The following is a 17,469-nucleotide window of genomic DNA, read 5'->3' as shown; positions in this document are numbered from 1 at the left end:
ATGATTACTATTGCACTCAGCAAAGGGCGCATTTTTGAGGAAACCACGCCGCTGTTAGCGGCCGCTGGCATACAGGCGCTGGAGGATCCCGAATCTTCGCGCAAGCTGATTTTGCCAACCAATCGTGCAGATGTGCGTCTGATTATTGTACGTGCAACCGATGTACCCACTTATGTGCAATATGGGGCAGCGGATTTGGGCATCGCTGGCAAGGATGTGCTGGATGAGCATGGCGGCGAAGGTTTGTACCAGCCGCTGGACCTCAATATCGCGCGTTGCAAAATGATGGTGGCGGTGCGTGAGGATTTCGATTACGAAGCCAGCATCCGCCAGGGCGCGCGCCTGAAAGTGGTCACCAAATATGTGAAAACGGCACGCGAGCATTTTGCCGCCAAAGGCATGCATGTCGATTTAATCAAGCTGTATGGTTCCATGGAGTTGGGCCCGTTGGTGGGTTTGGCGGATGCGATTGTCGACCTGGTCAGCACGGGCGGCACCTTGCGTGCCAACAAGCTGAAAGCGGTGGAAGAGGTCGGTGCGATCAGCTCGCGCCTGGTCGTCAATCAGGCTTCTTACAAGGTCAATCGTCCCTTGTTGCAACCGATTATTGACAGTTTTGCTGGTGCTATTCAAAAAGATTAGCCGCTATTCGAAAAGATTAACTGACAGAGATCTATGAAGATTAAACGTTTAAATACGCAGGACGCAGGTTTTGATGCTGAATTAAAAGCGCTGTTAGCTTTTGAAACCGCGCAGGATGACAATATCGACCAGGTGGTTGCCAATATCCTTAAGGATGTGAAAACACGTGGCGATGCAGCGGTACTCGAATACACCAATCGTTTTGATAAAACCAACACCACCAGTCTGGCGGCGTTGGAAATCCCGCAAGCGGAATTGCATGCAGCCTTAAATGGCTTGCCAGCAGTGCAACGTGAGGCTTTGCAGGCGGCTGCTGATCGCGTGCGCAGCTACCACGAAAAACAAGTGATGCAGTCCTGGCAGTACACTGAAGCCGACGGTACCTTGCTGGGTCAGCAAGTGACCGCGCTGGACCGCGTTGGCCTCTATGTGCCAGGCGGCAAGGCGGCTTATCCTTCGTCGGTACTCATGAATGCGATTCCTGCCAAAGTGGCTGGCGTGCAAGAGTTGGTGATGGTGGTGCCGACGCCTAATGGGGAGAAGAATCCATTGGTATTGGCCGCCGCCGCTGTGTGTGGTGTGGATCGCGTGTTTTGTATTGGTGGCGCGCAAGCAGTGGGCGCCTTGGCTTATGGCACCGAGACCGTGCCGCAAGTCGATAAAATTGTTGGACCAGGCAATGCGTATGTGGCTGCTGCCAAGCGCCGTGTATTTGGCGTGGTTGGCATTGATATGGTGGCTGGCCCGTCAGAAATCCTAGTCATCAGTGATGGCCAGAGCAATCCAGACTGGACGGCGATGGACTTGTTCAGCCAGGCTGAGCACGATGAACTGGCGCAAGCGATTTTGCTGTCACCGAGTGCTGAGTTTCTTGACCAGGTGCAGGCGAGTATTGAACGCCAGGTTGGCGAAATGCCACGTCACGACATTATCCGCACTTCATTACAAAACCGTGGTGCCTTGATTCAGGTGAAAGATTTGGCCGAAGCGGCTGAGATTTGTAACTTCATCGCGCCTGAGCACCTGGAGTTGTCGATGGATGATGCCTTGGCATTCAGCAAACACATCAAACACGCCGGTGCGATTTTTATGGGGCGTGATACCTGTGAAGCGCTGGGCGATTATTGTGCCGGGCCCAACCATGTATTGCCAACCTCACGTACCGCGCGTTTCAGTTCGCCATTGGGAGTGTATGACTTTCAGAAGCGTTCCAGCCTGATTATGGTGTCATCCGCCGGGGCGCAAACACTGGGCAAGATTGCCGCCACTCTCGCGTATGGCGAAGGCTTGCAGGCGCACGCCCGCAGTGCTGAATATCGCTTGAAATAACTGGTTGAATTTAAGAGTAATGTCATGAGTCAATATTGGAGTAAGCTGGTACACAGTCTGACCCCTTATGTGCCGGGTGAGCAGCCAAAACTGCAAAACCTGGTCAAGCTGAATACCAATGAGAACCCTTATGGGCCTAGCCCAAAAGTGATTGCCGCGTTGCAGGCGGAGGCCGCTGACAGTTTGCGTTTGTACCCGGATCCGGATTCCAGCCGCCTGAAGGCAGCGATTGCCGAATATCATGGTTTGCAAGCCAATCAGGTGTTTGTGGGGAATGGCTCGGACGAAGTGTTGGCGCATGTGTTTCAAGCCTTGCTCAAGCACGATCAGCCACTGCTTTACCCGGATATTACTTATAGTTTCTACCCGGTTTATTGCGGTCTTTACGGCATTGACTTTGAAACAGTGCCATTGAATACACGGTTTGAGATTGCGATTGACGATTACTTGCGCCCCAATGGCGGCATTATCTTCCCTAATCCCAATGCGCCGACCGGAATCCCAGTGGCGCTGAGCGAGATTGAGCGCCTATTAAAAGCCAATACGCAATCCGTAGTCGTGATTGATGAAGCCTATGTTGACTTCGGAACCGAGTCAGCCGTTTCTTTGGTCAATCAATATCCCAATGTGCTGGTCACGCATACTTATTCAAAATCGCGTTCTCTGGCGGGCTTACGGGTGGGTTATGCCGTAGGGCATGCAGCCTTGATTGAGGCCTTGATTCGTGTAAAGGATAGTTTTAACTCCTATCCGATAGACCGTTTTGCGGAAGCGGGCGCTGTTGCCGCCTTGCAAGACGAAGCCTATTTTCAGCAAACCCGTCAGCAAGTGATCGCTGCGCGTGATCAATTGGTGCTTGATTTGCAAGGCTTAGGGTTCGAAGTGTTGCCATCTGGCGCCAACTTTATTTTTGCGCGCCATCCAAAATACGCGGGAGAGCAATTGGCCGCGAGCTTACGTGAACAGGCGGTGATTGTGCGCCATTTTAAAAAACCGGCACGTATCACTGACTTTTTGCGCATTACCATAGGCAACACATCTCAAAATCAGGCCTTGATGCAGGCATTGCAATCTATCGTGCAGGCTTGATGTCGTTAAAATCAAAGTATCTGCCGTAATCTGCCTGCTAATGGGCTGCAAATGGTTGTATCGTGACTTAAAAAAAATCGTCGCAATATTGTCATTTTTTTGAAAATACGGTTATGATGCACGCTATTGTACATAATGTGCAGTGAGGGTTGCGTTTGCATAATTGCTGCGCATTGATTCATTGGATTTAAAATAGAGCAAACTCGGAGGAAGAAAAATGGCACAAACCCAGATGGCATTGGACTCATTGGATTTCGACGCAACGATCGCTTTGGCAGCTAAAGTTGCTCCACACGTTGATATTCTGGAAATTGGTACCCCTTGTATCAAACACAACGGTATCGAATTGTTGAAAGCATTGCGTTCAAAATTCCCTAACAACAAAATTCTGGTTGACCTGAAAACCATGGATGCTGGCTTTTACGAAGCTGAGCCATTCTACAAAGCTGGTGCTGATATTTGTACCGTTTTGGGTACTGCAGATATCGGTACGATCAAAGGCGTAATCGACGCTGCCAACAAGTATGGCAAAGAAGCGCAAATCGACCTGATCAACGTTAAAGATAAAAAAGCCCGTACGCTGGAAGTGGTTAAATTGGGTGCACACATTATTGGTGTTCACACTGGTTTGGACCAACAAGCGGCTGGTCAAACGCCATTTGCTGACCTGGGTCTGGTATCCGGTCTGAAAACAGGTGCTAAAGTGTCTGTTGCTGGCGGTGTTAAAGCTGCAACCACTAAACAAGTAGTTGATGCTGGTGCTGATATCGTAGTTGCCGGTGCGGCTATCTACGGTGCTGCTGACCCAGCAGCCGCTGCAACTGAAATCACCAAGATCGCTCACGGTGCTGGTACTGCCACTAAAGGCGGTAACAAGTTGCTGCCATGGATCATTGCTGCAGTTGCTGCTGTATTGGTATTCTCTTTGTTGGGCAAAAAATCTGAAGAAGCTGCTCCTGCTGCTGAAGCACCAGCTGCTGAAGAAGTTGCTCCAGCTGACGCTGCACCTGCTGCTGAAGCCCCGGCTGCCGAAGAAGCTGCTCCAGCTGACGCGGCGCCTGCTGCAGAAGCTGCACCAGCCACTGAAGAAGCTAAATAATCGACTGCTACCCTTACGGATCGCTTTCTGATTTGAAAAAGCAGCCCATCTGGGCTGCTTTTTTGTTTTTCATGACAGCTTTTTGCCAGTGTGGCAGGACTTGCTGTAAAATGAACGCAATATTTGCAAACTCTCTGTGATCACCTTTCCTCTCTTATATGTCACGTCAAGCTGAAGTCACGCGTAATACGCTAGAAACACAAATTACCGTCTCGATTAACCTCGATGGCACCGGCCAATCAGACTTGCACAGCGGTTTGGGCTTTTTAGACCACATGCTGGATCAAATTGCCCGTCACGGCATGATTGATTTAAAGATTCATGCCAACGGTGACTTGCATATCGATGCACATCACACCGTTGAAGACATTGGCATCACGCTCGGTCAGGCGTTTACCAAAGCCTTGGGTGATAAAAAAGGCTTGACCCGCTACGGTCATAGTTATGTGCCGCTGGACGAGGCCTTGAGCCGCGTGGCGCTGGATCTGTCTGGCCGCCCGGGTTTGGCGTTTGATTGCACCTTCACGCGCGCCATGATCGGCGAGTTTGATGTAGACCTGATTCATGAATTCTTCCAGGGCTTTGTCAATCATGCACTGGTGACACTGCATATTGATAACCTCAAGGGTCATAATGCCCATCATCAGGCAGAGACCATATTCAAAGCCTTTGGTCGTGCGCTGCGTATCGCCGCGACCCCAGATCCACGTATGGCAGGATTGATGCCATCTACCAAGGGTGCGTTATAACGCCTGATTGCTAACCATGAGTCGCTTGCAAGTTGCCATTGTTGATTATGGCATGGGTAATTTAAGATCGGTGGCCAACGCTTTTAAAGCGGTGGCCCCTTCCATTTCTGTCGCCGTCACCAGCGATCCTGAGCAGATTGCACAGGCTGAGCGCGTGGTGTTTCCTGGACAAGGTGCGATGCCGGATTGTATCCGTGAGCTCGATGCACGCCATTTACGCCAGGCCGTGATCGATGCGACACAACAAAAACCGTTTTTAGGTATTTGCATCGGTTTACAGATGCTGTTTGAGCATTCGGAAGAGGGTGATGTGCCTGGTTTGGGTGTCTACCGCGGTGAAGTGAAGCGCTTTCCTGCAGACAAAATGCATGATGAGCAAGGTGCTAAACTGAAAGTGCCGCATATGGGCTGGAGTCAGGTGCATCAAACACAGGCCCATGCTCTGTGGTCCGAGATCCCGGATCAGGCGCGCTTTTATTATGTGCACAGTTATTATGTCGCACCAGAAGAGACTGCGTTAACCGCTGCCACGACGGCTTATCCGTTCGATTATACGGGCGCGATTGCGCGTGATAATGTGTTTGCCGTACAGTTTCACCCGGAAAAGAGCGCCAATGCAGGCTTGCAACTTTTGCGTAATTTTGTAAACTGGAAACCCTAAACGGATTTTCAGTCGTTTTAGTCACTACTCGTTATTTATCTATTGAAAACAACATGTTAATTATTCCAGCAATTGATTTGAAAGATGGCCACTGCGTCCGTTTGAAGCAGGGCCTGATGGAAGAGTCCACAGTATTTTCCGAAGACCCGGGCGCTATGGCACGGCATTGGGTAGATAAAGGCGGTAAACGTTTGCACCTGGTAGATTTGAACGGTGCGTTTGCCGGAAAACCCGTCAACGAAGATGCGATCAAGTCTATTGTCGCCGCCGTGGGTGGGGATATCCCTATCCAGTTGGGTGGTGGCATTCGTGACCTCGACACGATTGAGCGTTACCTGGATGACGGTATCGGTTATGTCATCATCGGCACGGCTGCGGTTAAAAATCCAGGTTTCTTGCACGAAGCCTGCTACGCCTTCCCTGGCCAGATTATGGTCGGCCTGGATGCCAAGGATGGCAAAGTCGCTGTCGATGGCTGGTCCAAATTGACTGGTCACGACGTCATTGACCTGGCGAAAAAGTTTGAAGACTACGGTGTGGAAAGCATTGTCTATACAGACATTGGCCGCGATGGCATGCTGACGGGTGTCAATATTGAAGCCACAGTTGCGCTGGCGCAGGCATTAACCATTCCTGTCATCGCCAGTGGCGGTGTCACCAATCTGGATGACGTGCGCAAACTGTGTGCGGTGCAGGATGAGGGCATTATCGGTACTATCACTGGCCGAGCTATTTATGAAGGCACGCTCGACTTCGCGGCAGCACAACAGTTGGCTGATCAGCTGAGCGGTCAATAATGGGCTGTGCCAAACGCATTATTCCTTGCCTGGATGTCACTGATGGCCGTGTGGTCAAAGGGGTGAATTTCCTGGAGTTGCGCGATGCCGGTGATCCGGTCGAAATCGCGCAACGCTACAACGATCAAGGCGCTGATGAGCTGACTTTTCTGGATATTACTGCCAGCTCTGATAACCGCGACCTGATTTTGCACATTATCGAACGTGTCGCCGAACAGATATTTATCCCGCTCACTGTGGGTGGTGGCGTGCGTAAGGTGGAAGATGTGCGCCGCTTGCTTAATGCCGGTGCAGATAAGGTCAGTATCAATACAACGGCGGTGCTCAATCCACAAGTGGTTGAAGATGCGGCCAGCCGCTTTGGTTCGCAATGTATCGTGGTGGCGATTGATGCCAAAAAAGTAGATAACCAGCCGTTTGAGTGGGAAGTGTTTACGCATGGTGGGCGCAATCCCACTGGCTTGGATGCCGTAAAGTGGGCGCAAAAAATGGTCAGCCTGGGTGCGGGCGAATTGCTGGTGACCAGCATGGATCGCGATGGCACTAAAATTGGCTTCAATAACCCGCTCAACAAGGCGATTAGTGATGCCGTCGATGTCCCATTGATTGCCTCTGGCGGCGTTGGTAATTTGCAGCACCTGGTGGATGGCGTGACGATGGGTGGCGCCGATGCGGTGTTGGCAGCAAGCATTTTTCACTATGGTGAATTCACAGTACAACAGGCCAAAGACTATATGCGTGAACACGGACTGGAAGTGCGATGAGCTGGCTGGATCAAGTCGCCTGGACGGCTGAGGGCCTGGTGCCTGTGATTGCCCAGGAAAAAGACACTGGCAAAATTCTGATGTTTGCCTGGATGAATCGCGAAGCTTTAAAGCTGACGCGCGATACCGGGCATGCGGTGTATTTCTCCCGTTCGCGCAATAAATTGTGGCATAAGGGTGAAGAGTCTGGCCATACGCAAATCGTGCATGATATCCGCCTTGATTGCGACGACGACGTCGTCTTAATTACTGTCGAACAACTGGGCGGGATTGCTTGTCATACCGGTCGACACAATTGCTTTTTCCAGCAATTGCAAGACGATGCCTGGGTCACGGTAGAGCCGGTGATCAAAGATCCGAAAGCGATTTATCATGAGTGATGTATTAAACCGACTGTCCGAATTGATGGAGCAGCGTAAATCGGCTGATCCATCGTCTTCTTACGTCGCCAAACTCTATGCCAAAGGCATGGACAGCATCCTGAAAAAAATAGGCGAAGAAGCGACTGAAACCGTGATTGCGGCCAAGGGCGGTAAAGCTGAAGAAATTATTTATGAAACTGCCGATTTATGGTTTCATACCTTGGTGATGTTGAGTCATGCCGGACTCAGTGCGCAGGACGTGCTGGATGAGCTGGCGCGTCGTGAAGGCTTATCTGGCATTGCAGAGAAAGCGAGCAGAACTGAATGAGTGCGGATTGTATTTTTTGCAAAATCGCTGCTGGCAATATTCCATCTAAAACAATTTATGAGGACGAAGATGTCATTGTGTTCCACGATATTCGTCCTTTGGCAAAAACGCATTTCCTGATTGTGCCCAAAGCACACATCGAAACACTGAAAGACTGTACAGCCGAGCATCAGGCGTTGTTGGGCAAGATGATGTTGTTAGCGGCCAAACTGGCGGCCGAACAAGGCCTGGTTGGTTATAAAACCGTGATGAATGTGGGTCGTGAAGGCGGTCAGGAAGTGTTTCATATTCATCTGCACGTGTTTGGCGGCGGCGCAGTGGCTTAGTACCACCAGACAAGATAAAGGAGATTACCATGGGTTCATTTAGTTTGTGGCATTGGCTGATTGTATTGCTGATTGTGGTGTTGGTATTTGGCACCAAGAAGCTGCGTAATATTGGCGGTGATGTCGGCGGTGCGGTGAATGAATTTAAAAAAGCCGTTAATGAGGGCAAGGGTGAGTCCAAGCCTGAAGAGTTGTCTGACAAAAACAAATAAGTGCTGACGCATTGTGTTTGATATTTCATTCTCAGAATTGCTGGTCATTGCTTTGGTTGCCCTGGTAGTTATCGGGCCGGAGAAGTTGCCAAAAGTCGCCCGCACTGCGGGCGCTTTTTTTGGTCGTTTGCAGCGCTTCGTCACGCAAGTGAAGGACGAAGTGAATCGCGAAACGCGTTTTGCCGAACTGCAAACACTGCAGCAGGAAGTGCAGTCCGGCTTGCGACAGGGCTATGACGAGATTGAGCAAAGCATTCTGCCGCCTGCGATGGCGGAAGTGGCGGTGAATAAAGCGCCGGTGAGCAAAGCCGTTGAGGCGACCGTGGTCGATGTCGATGTCGATGTTGTCACGGTCAAAAAACCACGCAAGCCGCGTCAGCGTAAACCTGTTACGAATGCTGAGGAAACAATTATCGAAGTCGCTCAAGCAGCGGCAGAGCATGGCGAGCATAAATTGCTGGATGCCGATCCGCAGGCGGAGTTGTTTGCTGTCGCCGCGGAAGATCAGAAGAAGCCGCGCCGTCCGCGCAATGCCGCCAAGAAAAATGACGATACAGCGCCAGTGTCTGAACACAAACCGCTTGCTTAAGCCGTTCCGGATTTCCCTTCTATCATGACGCCGACCGAAAGTTTTATCTCCCACCTGATCGAATTGCGCCATCGTTTGTTGCGAGCGATTGTCGGATGGCTGGTGGCGTTTGCTGCCTTGTTCCCTTTTGCTGATCGACTGTATAGCTTGCTGGCAGCGCCCTTACTTGCCAAATTGCCACAAGGCGCACAAATGATCGCGACCGCAGTCACCACGCCGTTTTTTGTGCCGATGAAAGTCACCATGCTGACGGCATTCCTGATCGCCTTGCCATGGATGATTTATCAATGCTGGGCTTTTGTTGCGCCTGGTTTATATGCACATGAAAAGCGATTGATCCGCCCCTTGCTGGCATCGGCAGTGGCTTTGTTTTTTATCGGCATGGCCTTTGCCTATTTTGTGGTGTTTCCTGTCGTGTTCAGCTTTTTGGTGGGTAGCGCACCGGCTGGTGTGACGGTGATGACGGACATTGCCGAATATCTTGATTTTGTGATTGGCTTGTTTCTGGCCTTTGGATTTGCGTTTGAGGTGCCGATTGCTGTGGTATTGATGGCGCTTATGGGCTGGGTCACGCTGGCACAACTCAAAGAATCACGCTCTTATGTCATCGTGGGTGCTTTTGTACTGGGGGCGATTTTCACGCCGCCAGATATCGTTTCCCAGTGTATGTTGGCCATCCCGTTGTGGTTGCTCTATGAAATTGGTCTGCTGGTAGTGCGCTGGCTACCGCAACCAGCCGCCAGCGACTCTGCTGTCAACTAAGCTATTGCGGGATTTTACTTGGGAGTGGGCGCTTACCTACGACCAATGCAATATTCACTTTCTTGCCGGCGCGTATGATGGATAAGGTGGCTTTTTCGCGTGGCTTGAGCATGGCAATAATATTCAGCATGGACTGACTATCTGCCACAGGCTTATCATCAATACCCACCAGAATATCGCCAGGACGCAATCCGGCACGATCAGCCGGGCTATCCAGCAACACGCCTGCAATCAGTGAGCCGTTAGCCGTTTTCAGGTTAAATGACTCCGCCAGCTCAGGGGTGATGTCCTGGGCTTCAATCCCGATCCAGCCACGTGTGACCGTGCCGCTGGAACTGATTTGTTCCATGACCTGTTTCGCGATGCTGACCGGAATGGCAAAGCCGATGCCCATGCTGCCGCCGTTGCGCGAATAAATCGCACTGTTGATGCCAATCAGGCTGCCGTTGACGTCTATGAGCGCGCCGCCAGAGTTACCCGGGTTAATCGAGGCGTCCGTCTGGATAAAGTTTTCAAAGGTATTAATGCCCAAATGGTTGCGGCCCAGCGCACTGATAATGCCTTGGGTCACGGTCTGGCCGACGCCGAACGGGTTGCCAATGGCCAGCACGACATCGCCAACTTTCATTTGGTCACTATTACTAAAGGTAATCGCTGGCAGATTTTTACGGTCAATTTTTAGCACTGCCAGGTCTGTGTCCGGGTCGGTGCCAACCACGGTAGCGGACGATTTGCTGCCATCACTGAGCGCTACTTCAATCTGGTCGGCCGAGCTGATGACGTGGTTGTTGGTCAGGATCAGGCCATCAGCGCTGACAATCACGCCGCTACCCAGGCTGTTTTCTGGCTGCTCGTCCTCTTCTTCCATTTCGTCGCCGAAAAAGTGACGGAACAACGGGTCATTTTTTAAGGCATGGTGAGGATCCTGGCTAATGCGTGCGGTGGTGAATATATTGACCACTGAGGGCATGGCTTTGCTGACCGCTGTACGGTAGCCGTTTTTTGCAATGGCAGCGGTAGTGTTGGTGGCGGCTTGTTTGGTGACCACTGGTTGGCTGGGTTGTGTTAATACGCCGGGATAAAATAACTTCAAGACAAACAAAATGCCCAGACAAACGGTGACGGCTTGTGAGAAGATAGACCAGAGATGTCGCATAATTGCAAAAGTAAGTGAATGTCTTAACAAATGCCTAGTATATATGAGAGTCAGAGATGGAATTGAATCTTCTTGTCACTGAGTTAGCCAATTTTTTACAAGTTGGCAAATTTCAAGATTATTGCCCAAATGGTTTACAGGTAGAAGGTCGACCGCAAGTCAGGCGTATTGTCAGTGGCGTGACGGCTAGCCAGGCCTTGATTGAGGCGGCGATTGCGGCAGACGCCGATGCGATTCTGGTACACCATGGATACTTTTGGCGCGGTGAGGCTGCAGAGGTGACAGGCCTGAAACGTCAGCGCTTAAAACGCCTGCTGACACATGATCTGAGTCTGTTGGCCTATCATTTGCCGCTGGATGCGCATGCTGAAGTAGGTAATAACGTGCAGCTGGGTAAAGTGTTCGAGTGGTCAGTCACACGTTATCTTGATGATAAAAACATGTTGCCTGTGGCTGAGTTGCCACAAGCCATGACGCTCGCGCAGCTGGGTGAGTATGTGAGCACCTGCCTGGGGCGGCAGGCGCAGTTGCTGGGTGATCCGCAAAAACAGGTGCGAACAGTGGCCTGGTGTACGGGGGCGGCGCAATCCTATATCCAGCAGGTGGTGAATGCCGGCGTGGACGTGTTTATCAGTGGTGAGGTCTCGGAGCAAACCTGGCACACCGTGTGCGAAACTGATACGGCTTACATTAGTGCTGGCCATCACGCCACTGAGCGCTATGGCGTGCAGGCCCTGGGGCAATGGATCGCCGAAAGGTATGGCATTGAGCACATTTATGTTGAGCTGGATAACCCAGTTTAGTTGATTAATATCAATGACTTATTGAATTAAATTTGGCTTGTTTCTGCGAAAAATGTATAATCGCGACTCAAGTTTTGATCACACTGTTGCCCCAAAAGGGTAGATTAAGGAAGCCAATGTCAGAAAACAAAATTGACAACAACTGTTTGTCGTTTTGCCAGCCATCTGAGGTGGATTTGCAAAAACGCGACTTCTTGGTGAAAGCCACGGCGGCTACAGGCGCTGTGGGTGTTGCTGCTGTTGCGGTGCCGTTTGTCGGCAGCATGTTGCCGAGTGAGCGCGCCAAAGCGGCCGGTGCACCTGTGGAGGTGGATATCAGCAAGCTGAAGCCAGGTGAGAAAATGACGGCCGAGTGGCGCGGTCAGCCGGTATGGATTGTGCGCCGTACACCAGAAATGCTGGCCAAACTGGTTAAGCATGACGATCAGTTGTCTGATCCTAACCTGGAAGTACCACAACAGCCTGAATACTGTAAAAACAAAGATCGTTCAATTAAGCCTGAATACGCTGTGATGTTGGGTACATGCACGCATTTGGGTTGCTCGCCAAACGATAACTTTGTAGAGACGGCGGAGTGGCCAGGTGGTTTTGTCTGTCCATGTCACGGCTCTAAATTCGACTTGTCCGGTCGTGTGTTCAAAGGTTCACCAGCACCCAAAAATCTGTTGATCCCACCACACCAGTACCTGACAGACACCACATTGCTGATTGGTGAAGATAAAAAGGCGGAGGCTTAAATATCATGGCAAATAATAATAAAACGATTGCCGCTGGCGTGCTGGATTGGGTAGATGCCCGTTTCCCGCTGACCAGTACTATCAAGGGACATCTGACCGAGTATTACGCGCCAAAAAATTTCAACTTCTGGTATTTTTTTGGTTCTTTGGCTTTATTGGTGCTGGTACTGCAAATCGTTACCGGTATCTTTTTGACCATGAACTACAAGCCAGATGCTGAATTGGCATTTGCTTCAGTGGAATACATCATGCGCGATGTGTTCGGCGGCAACATTATTCGCTATATGCACTCTACCGGCGCTTCCATGTTCTTTGTGGTGGTTTACCTGCACATGTTCCGTGGCATTATTTACGGCTCATACAGAACGCCGCGTGAACTGATCTGGTTGTTTGGTGTGGGTATTTTCCTGGTGTTGATGGGTGAGGCGTTCTTCGGCTACCTGCTGCCATGGGGTCAAATGTCCTACTGGGGTGCGCAGGTGATTGTGAACCTGTTCTCTACCGTGCCATTCATCGGTCCTGACTTGTCCGAGTGGTTGCGTGGTGACTATCTGGTGTCTGATGCAACCTTGAACCGCTTCTTTGCTTTCCACGTGATTGCTTTGCCATTAGTGCTGTTGGGCCTGGTCGCTGTGCATATCGTTGCTTTGCACGAGGTTGGCTCTAATAACCCTGATGGCGTTGAAATCAAAAAGCATAAAGATAAGGCAACCGGTATTCCGCTGGATGGCATCCCTTTCCATCCTTACTACTCGGTAAAAGACCTGGTAGGTGTGGTCGCGTTCCTGATGGTGTTCTTTGCCATTGTGTTCTTTATGCCTGAGATGGGTGGTTACTTCCTTGAAGCTAACAACTTTGTTCCGGCTGATCCGCTGAAAACCCCTGCACACATTGCACCGGTATGGTACTTCACGCCGTATTACTCCATCTTGCGTGCCGTGCCGCCAATCGGTATTTCGCAATTCCCCGGAGTAGTGGCGATGGGCTTGTCAGTTGTTGCATTTGCCTTTCTGCCTTGGTTGGACAGAAGCCCGGTGAAGTCGATTCGCTACCGTGGCAAATTGTACAAGCGCTGGTTGACCGCCTTTGTTATCAGCTTTGTCATTCTGGGCTATCTGGGTACGGTTCCGGGTGATGTCTGGGGTCAGTTCGGGCCATGGCTGGGGGGCGCAGACCGTGCGACTGTGGTTGCCCGCATTTGTATGGCGATTTACTTTGCATATTTTGTATTAATGCCTTGGTACACCAAAAAAGATCAAACCAAGCCTGTGCCAGAAAGGGTGACATACTAATGATGAAGAAAATGTTTTTGCAGGCTTTTGCTAGCCTGACACTGCTGGTTTCTGGCGTGGCATTGGCCAATGAAGTGCACATTGATGTCAAGGCACCAATCAAGATGACGGATAAAGCGTCATTGCAGCGCGGCGCCAAGATTTTTGTCAATTACTGCTTGAATTGCCATAGTGCCAATTACATGCGCTACAACCGTTTGCAGGATATCGGCCTTACCGACAAGCAGATCAAGGAAAACTTGCTGTTTGCCGGTGAAAAGGTTGGTGAGACCATGCGCGTCAGCATGAATCCTAAAGATGCCAAGAAATGGTTCGGTGCTGCACCGCCTGACTTGAGCGTTGAAGTGCGCGCGAGGGGCGCGGACTGGGTGTATGCCTATCTGCGTAGCTTCTACAAGGACGACACACGTCCAACCGGCTGGAATAACCAGGTGTTTGACAAAGTGGCAATGCCGCACGTGTTGTATGAGTTGCAGGGTGTGCAAGTGCTGGATCATGAAACACACACGCTGAAGCTGGAAAAAGCAGGCAAGCTGAGTCCTGAGGAGTACGACCAGTTTGCGGGTGATTTGACCAACTTCCTGGCATTTATGGCTGAGCCAGCCAAACAATCCCGCTATTGGATTGGCGTACTGGTGTTGCTGTTCCTGTCTGTATTGTTCGTCTTGGTGAAGAAAATCAAAACCGAATACTGGAAAGATATTCGCTAATTGCAAACCAAGTCCGACACCAAGGCGTGAGGCCTTGGTGTCTTTTTTTATAGGGAAAATAAATTATGATGAGATTGTATTCGGGTACTGTCGATCCTTACAGTCACCGTTGCCGTATCGTATTGTTCGAAAAAGGCATGGATTTTGAAGTCATTGATGTTGACCTGACCAACAAAACCGAAGATTTGGCCATTTTGAATCCATATGGCGAAGTGCCGGTGTTGGTTGAGCGCGACCTCGTGTTGTCGGAAGCCAATATCATCAATGAATATATTGATGAGCGCTTTCCGCATCCGCAGTTAATGCCTGCGGATCCTGTGATGCGCGCACGGGCGCGACTGTTCCTGTACAACTTTGAAAAAGACTTGTTCAGCCATATCAAGGATATTGAATCCAGTAATGAAGAGACGGCAGACAAGGCACGTAAAGTGGTGCGTGATAACCTGACGCAATTGGTGCCGATTTTTGGTAAGCAAAGTTACCTGATGGGTGATGAATACTCCATGCTTGACGTTGCCATCACGCCATTGTTATGGCGCTTGGGCCATTACGGCATCGAATTGCCAAACCAGGCTTCGCCATTGCTGAAATACGCAGAGCGCCTGTTCTCCCGCCCGATGTACGCGGAAGCCATGACGCCTTCTGAAAAGGCAATGCGTAAATAACGTCAGCCAGTCCCCAAGCAGCGCGAATACCCTTCGCGCTGTTTTTTTAAGGAAATTCGCATGAGCACCCTGATTCCTACCACCGCTTACCTGATACGTGCCATACATGAGTGGTGCGTTGATAATGGATTGACGCCACATCTGCTGGTGAAAGTCGATGCGCATACGCGGGTACCTATGGCCTATGTAAAAAATGGCGAGATTGTGCTCAACATGAATTACACAGCGGTGAAAGATCTGCATATCGATAACGATGCAGTAGTGTTTTCTGCCCGTTTCAGTGGGGTTGCGCAGCATATATATGTGCCAATTAGCCGGATAGGTGGCGTGTTCGCGCGCGAAAATGGCCAGGGCATGTTTTTTGAAGTAGTGGATGGTCAGGCCCCTGAGCCGGGAACCCGGGCTGCAATGCCAGTGGATGAGGTGCCGGAAGTGCCTGCTGCTAAAAAATCTCACCTCAAGGTAGTTAAGTAGTAAACGGCCTGTTTGCCATCGTCTGTGGCGCGATTTGTCTATATGCAGAAACGGTGCTGCATTTTTTCAGCGAAAAATAAAAAATTCTTAAAAAAGCACTAGATCACTTCCTAAAAAAAGTGATATAGTTGCGCCTTCCTGAAATGCCGGGTTAGCTCAGTTGGTAGAGCAGCGCACTTGTAATGCGAAGGTCATCAGTTCGATTCCGATACCCGGCACCAAATTTATGTTGGCTGACATTGACGTCAGTGACATTAACCGCGATAATCGCGGTCGATTTTTTGGAGAGGTGGCCGAGTGGTTAAAGGCGACGGACTGTAAATCCGTTCTCTCTGAGTACGCTGGTTCGAATCCAGCCCTCTCCACCAAAAAATGATTGCCTGTAGGTATTGCTGTAAAGCGGGTCGGTGAGAACCCTCCTTGGGTGTTCTGCATAGTGCGGGTGTAGCTCAGTTGGTAGAGCACTTGCCTTCCAAGCAAGATGTCGCGAGTTCGAACCTCGTCGCCCGCTCCAACAATAACAATAGGCAAAACGCCCATGTGGCTCAGTGGTAGAGCACTCCCTTGGTAAGGGAGAGGTCGCGGGTCCGATTCCCGCCATGGGCACCAGATTTGCTCTGTAAATATACGGGGCTTGGTAAGTAGTCGCGTGCAAGGGTGCTGTCATCCGCGTCGCATAATTTGTGAAAACAATTATTGGCTTTATTTAGTACTAATAAAGGAAAAACATCATGGCAAAAGGCAAATTTGAACGTACCAAGCCACACGTGAACGTTGGTACGATTGGTCACGTTGACCACGGTAAGACGACATTGACAGCGGCGATCACCACTGTATTGACGAAGAAATTTGGCGGCGAAGCAAAAGCTTACGACCAAATTGACGCGGCACCAGAAGAAAAAGCACGTGGTATTACGATTAACACAGCGCACGTTGAGTACGAGACAGCTTCACGTCACTACGCACACGTTGACTGTCCAGGTCACGCTGACTACGTTAAAAACATGATTACCGGTGCTGCCCAGATGGACGGCGCGATCCTGGTATGTTCAGCTGCTGACGGCCCAATGCCACAAACACGTGAGCACATCCTGTTGGCCCGCCAAGTTGGTGTTCCATACATCGTTGTGTTCCTGAACAAAGCAGACATGGTTGACGACGCTGAGTTGTTGGAGCTGGTTGAGATGGAAGTGCGTGACTTGCTGAGCAAGTACGACTTCCCAGGTGATGACACCCCAATCATCCACGGTTCAGCTAAATTGGCGCTGGAAGGCGACCAATCAGACATCGGCGAACCAGCGATCTTCAAATTGGCTGAAGCGTTAGATAGCTACATCCCAACACCGGAGCGCGCAATCGACGGCGCATTCCTGATGCCAGTAGAAGACGTATTCTCTATCTCTGGTCGTGGTACTGTAGTAACCGGCCGTATCGAGCGTGGTATTGTTAAAGTCGGCGACGAAATCGAAATCGTAGGTATCAAGCCAACATTGAAAACAACATGTACTGGTGTTGAAATGTTCCGTAAACTGCTGGACCAAGGTCAAGCAGGCGACAACGTAGGCGTATTGCTGCGTGGTACTAAGCGTGAAGAAGTTGAGCGTGGTCAAGTATTGTCCAAATCAGGTTCTATCAAGCCACACACCAAGTTCACAGCAGAGATCTACGTGTTGGGTAAAGATGAAGGTGGTCGTCATACACCATTCTTCAACGGTTACCGTCCACAGTTCTACTTCCGTACAACTGACGTAACTGGTGCAGTTGAATTGCCAGCAGGTACCGAAATGGTAATGCCAGGTGACAACGTATCCATCTCAGTTGCACTGATTGCCCCAATCGCGATGGAAGAAGGCTTGCGCTTCGCTATCCGTGAAGGTGGTCGTACCGTTGGTGCTGGCGTCGTTGCCAAAATCATCGAGTAAT

The 17,469-nt window shown here is 50.5% G+C and carries 22 protein-coding genes and 4 tRNA genes; 25 read left to right on the top strand and 1 reads right to left on the bottom strand.

Annotated elements, in window-relative coordinates; all coding sequences use genetic code 11:
* The 14 genes from hisG (at window position 1) to tatC (ending at window position 9,709) form a co-directional block, all read left to right on the top strand.
* Window positions 1-642, top strand: a complete 642-nt coding sequence (gene hisG / locus B3355_RS11015) for an ATP phosphoribosyltransferase (RefSeq protein ID WP_292783772.1) — start codon at window positions 1-3, stop codon at window positions 640-642.
* A 33-nt stretch (window positions 643-675) separates the two neighbouring features.
* Window positions 676-1,971, top strand: coding sequence for a histidinol dehydrogenase (gene hisD, locus B3355_RS11010; RefSeq protein WP_292783769.1), 1,296 nt, complete (start codon window positions 676-678; stop codon window positions 1,969-1,971).
* A 24-nt stretch (window positions 1,972-1,995) separates the two neighbouring features.
* Window positions 1,996-3,060, top strand: coding sequence for a histidinol-phosphate transaminase (hisC, locus tag B3355_RS11005; RefSeq protein WP_292783766.1), 1,065 nt, complete (start codon window positions 1,996-1,998; stop codon window positions 3,058-3,060).
* A gap of 217 nt (window positions 3,061-3,277) precedes the next feature.
* Complete coding sequence (hxlA, locus tag B3355_RS11000) at window positions 3,278-4,159, top strand: 3-hexulose-6-phosphate synthase (RefSeq protein ID WP_019881185.1); 882 nt, start codon at window positions 3,278-3,280, stop codon at window positions 4,157-4,159.
* Window positions 4,160-4,317: 158 nt separating this feature from the next.
* Entirely contained in the window at window positions 4,318-4,908 is a 591-nt protein-coding gene (gene hisB, locus B3355_RS10995; protein WP_019881186.1) for an imidazoleglycerol-phosphate dehydratase HisB, read from the top strand.
* Between the two features lie 16 nt (window positions 4,909-4,924).
* Window positions 4,925-5,569, top strand: coding sequence for an imidazole glycerol phosphate synthase subunit HisH (gene hisH, locus B3355_RS10990; RefSeq protein WP_024930461.1), 645 nt, complete (start codon window positions 4,925-4,927; stop codon window positions 5,567-5,569).
* 53 nt (window positions 5,570-5,622) lie between these two features.
* The gene (gene hisA / locus B3355_RS10985) at window positions 5,623-6,366 is read left to right on the top strand and encodes a 1-(5-phosphoribosyl)-5-[(5-phosphoribosylamino)methylideneamino]imidazole-4-carboxamide isomerase (RefSeq protein ID WP_019881188.1); all 744 of its coding nucleotides are present in this window, start codon (window positions 5,623-5,625) and stop codon (window positions 6,364-6,366) included.
* Window positions 6,366-7,130: an imidazole glycerol phosphate synthase subunit HisF gene (gene hisF, locus B3355_RS10980; RefSeq protein ID WP_019881189.1), complete on the top strand. Its 765-nt coding sequence runs from the start codon at window positions 6,366-6,368 to the stop codon at window positions 7,128-7,130. Before hisA ends, hisF begins: the two co-directional genes overlap by 1 nt.
* Window positions 7,127-7,510 (top strand): phosphoribosyl-AMP cyclohydrolase, encoded by a 384-nt coding sequence (hisI, locus tag B3355_RS10975; protein ID WP_292783758.1) that lies wholly within the window; start codon window positions 7,127-7,129, stop codon window positions 7,508-7,510. Before hisF ends, hisI begins: the two co-directional genes overlap by 4 nt.
* Window positions 7,503-7,820 carry a phosphoribosyl-ATP diphosphatase gene (locus tag B3355_RS10970; protein WP_292783755.1) on the top strand — a complete coding sequence of 106 codons (318 nt, stop codon included), beginning with the start codon at window positions 7,503-7,505 and terminating at the stop codon, window positions 7,818-7,820. The genes hisI and B3355_RS10970 overlap by 8 nt, the downstream gene beginning before the upstream one ends.
* Window positions 7,817-8,146 carry a histidine triad nucleotide-binding protein gene (locus tag B3355_RS10965; protein WP_024930465.1) on the top strand — a complete coding sequence of 110 codons (330 nt, stop codon included), beginning with the start codon at window positions 7,817-7,819 and terminating at the stop codon, window positions 8,144-8,146. The genes B3355_RS10970 and B3355_RS10965 overlap by 4 nt, the downstream gene beginning before the upstream one ends.
* Window positions 8,147-8,175: 29 nt before the next feature.
* Window positions 8,176-8,358: a Sec-independent protein translocase subunit TatA gene (tatA, locus tag B3355_RS10960; protein ID WP_292783751.1), complete on the top strand. Its 183-nt coding sequence runs from the start codon at window positions 8,176-8,178 to the stop codon at window positions 8,356-8,358.
* A gap of 13 nt (window positions 8,359-8,371) precedes the next feature.
* Window positions 8,372-8,947, top strand: a complete 576-nt coding sequence (gene tatB / locus B3355_RS10955; protein WP_292783748.1) for a Sec-independent protein translocase protein TatB — start codon at window positions 8,372-8,374, stop codon at window positions 8,945-8,947.
* Window positions 8,948-8,971: 24 nt separating this feature from the next.
* Entirely contained in the window at window positions 8,972-9,709 is a 738-nt protein-coding gene (gene tatC / locus B3355_RS10950; RefSeq protein ID WP_024930467.1) for a twin-arginine translocase subunit TatC, read from the top strand.
* A gap of 1 nt (window position 9,710) precedes the next feature.
* On the opposite strand, the gene B3355_RS10945 is transcribed toward tatC, so the two are convergent.
* On the bottom strand, window positions 9,711-10,865 hold the full coding sequence (locus B3355_RS10945) for a S1C family serine protease (RefSeq protein ID WP_047515049.1): 1,155 nt from the start codon (window positions 10,863-10,865) through the stop codon (window positions 9,711-9,713).
* Between the two features lie 56 nt (window positions 10,866-10,921).
* Between B3355_RS10945 and B3355_RS10940 the strand changes: the two genes are divergently transcribed.
* From B3355_RS10940 to tuf, 11 genes are all read left to right on the top strand, one after another.
* Window positions 10,922-11,668: a Nif3-like dinuclear metal center hexameric protein gene (locus B3355_RS10940; RefSeq protein ID WP_292783741.1), complete on the top strand. Its 747-nt coding sequence runs from the start codon at window positions 10,922-10,924 to the stop codon at window positions 11,666-11,668.
* 116 nt (window positions 11,669-11,784) lie between these two features.
* The gene (petA, locus tag B3355_RS10935; protein ID WP_019881200.1) at window positions 11,785-12,405 is read left to right on the top strand and encodes a ubiquinol-cytochrome c reductase iron-sulfur subunit; all 621 of its coding nucleotides are present in this window, start codon (window positions 11,785-11,787) and stop codon (window positions 12,403-12,405) included.
* Window positions 12,406-12,410: 5 nt separating this feature from the next.
* Window positions 12,411-13,697 (top strand): cytochrome b, encoded by a 1,287-nt coding sequence (locus B3355_RS10930; RefSeq protein ID WP_019881201.1) that lies wholly within the window; start codon window positions 12,411-12,413, stop codon window positions 13,695-13,697.
* Window positions 13,697-14,407: a cytochrome c1 gene (locus B3355_RS10925; RefSeq protein WP_232411247.1), complete on the top strand. Its 711-nt coding sequence runs from the start codon at window positions 13,697-13,699 to the stop codon at window positions 14,405-14,407. The genes B3355_RS10930 and B3355_RS10925 overlap by 1 nt, the downstream gene beginning before the upstream one ends.
* 65 nt (window positions 14,408-14,472) lie before the next feature.
* On the top strand, window positions 14,473-15,072 hold the full coding sequence (locus B3355_RS10920; protein ID WP_019881204.1) for a glutathione S-transferase N-terminal domain-containing protein: 600 nt from the start codon (window positions 14,473-14,475) through the stop codon (window positions 15,070-15,072).
* Window positions 15,073-15,132: 60 nt separating this feature from the next.
* On the top strand, window positions 15,133-15,546 hold the full coding sequence (locus B3355_RS10915; RefSeq protein WP_292783736.1) for a ClpXP protease specificity-enhancing factor: 414 nt from the start codon (window positions 15,133-15,135) through the stop codon (window positions 15,544-15,546).
* Window positions 15,547-15,691: 145 nt separating this feature from the next.
* Window positions 15,692-15,767 (top strand) — tRNA-Thr (locus tag B3355_RS10910).
* 62 nt (window positions 15,768-15,829) lie between these two features.
* Window positions 15,830-15,914: transfer RNA gene (locus B3355_RS10905), tRNA-Tyr, on the top strand.
* A 70-nt stretch (window positions 15,915-15,984) separates the two neighbouring features.
* Window positions 15,985-16,060 (top strand) — tRNA-Gly (locus B3355_RS10900).
* Window positions 16,061-16,080: 20 nt separating this feature from the next.
* A tRNA-Thr gene (locus B3355_RS10895) sits at window positions 16,081-16,155 on the top strand.
* Window positions 16,156-16,277: 122 nt separating this feature from the next.
* Entirely contained in the window at window positions 16,278-17,468 is a 1,191-nt protein-coding gene (gene tuf, locus B3355_RS10890; protein ID WP_019881207.1) for an elongation factor Tu, read from the top strand.
* Window position 17,469 lies beyond the last annotated feature (1 nt).

This window comes from Methylophilus sp. UBA6697, assembly GCF_002454655.1.
Taxonomy (GTDB): Bacteria; Pseudomonadota; Gammaproteobacteria; order Burkholderiales; family Methylophilaceae; genus Methylophilus.
This window is presented reverse-complemented; position numbering and strand designations above follow the sequence as displayed.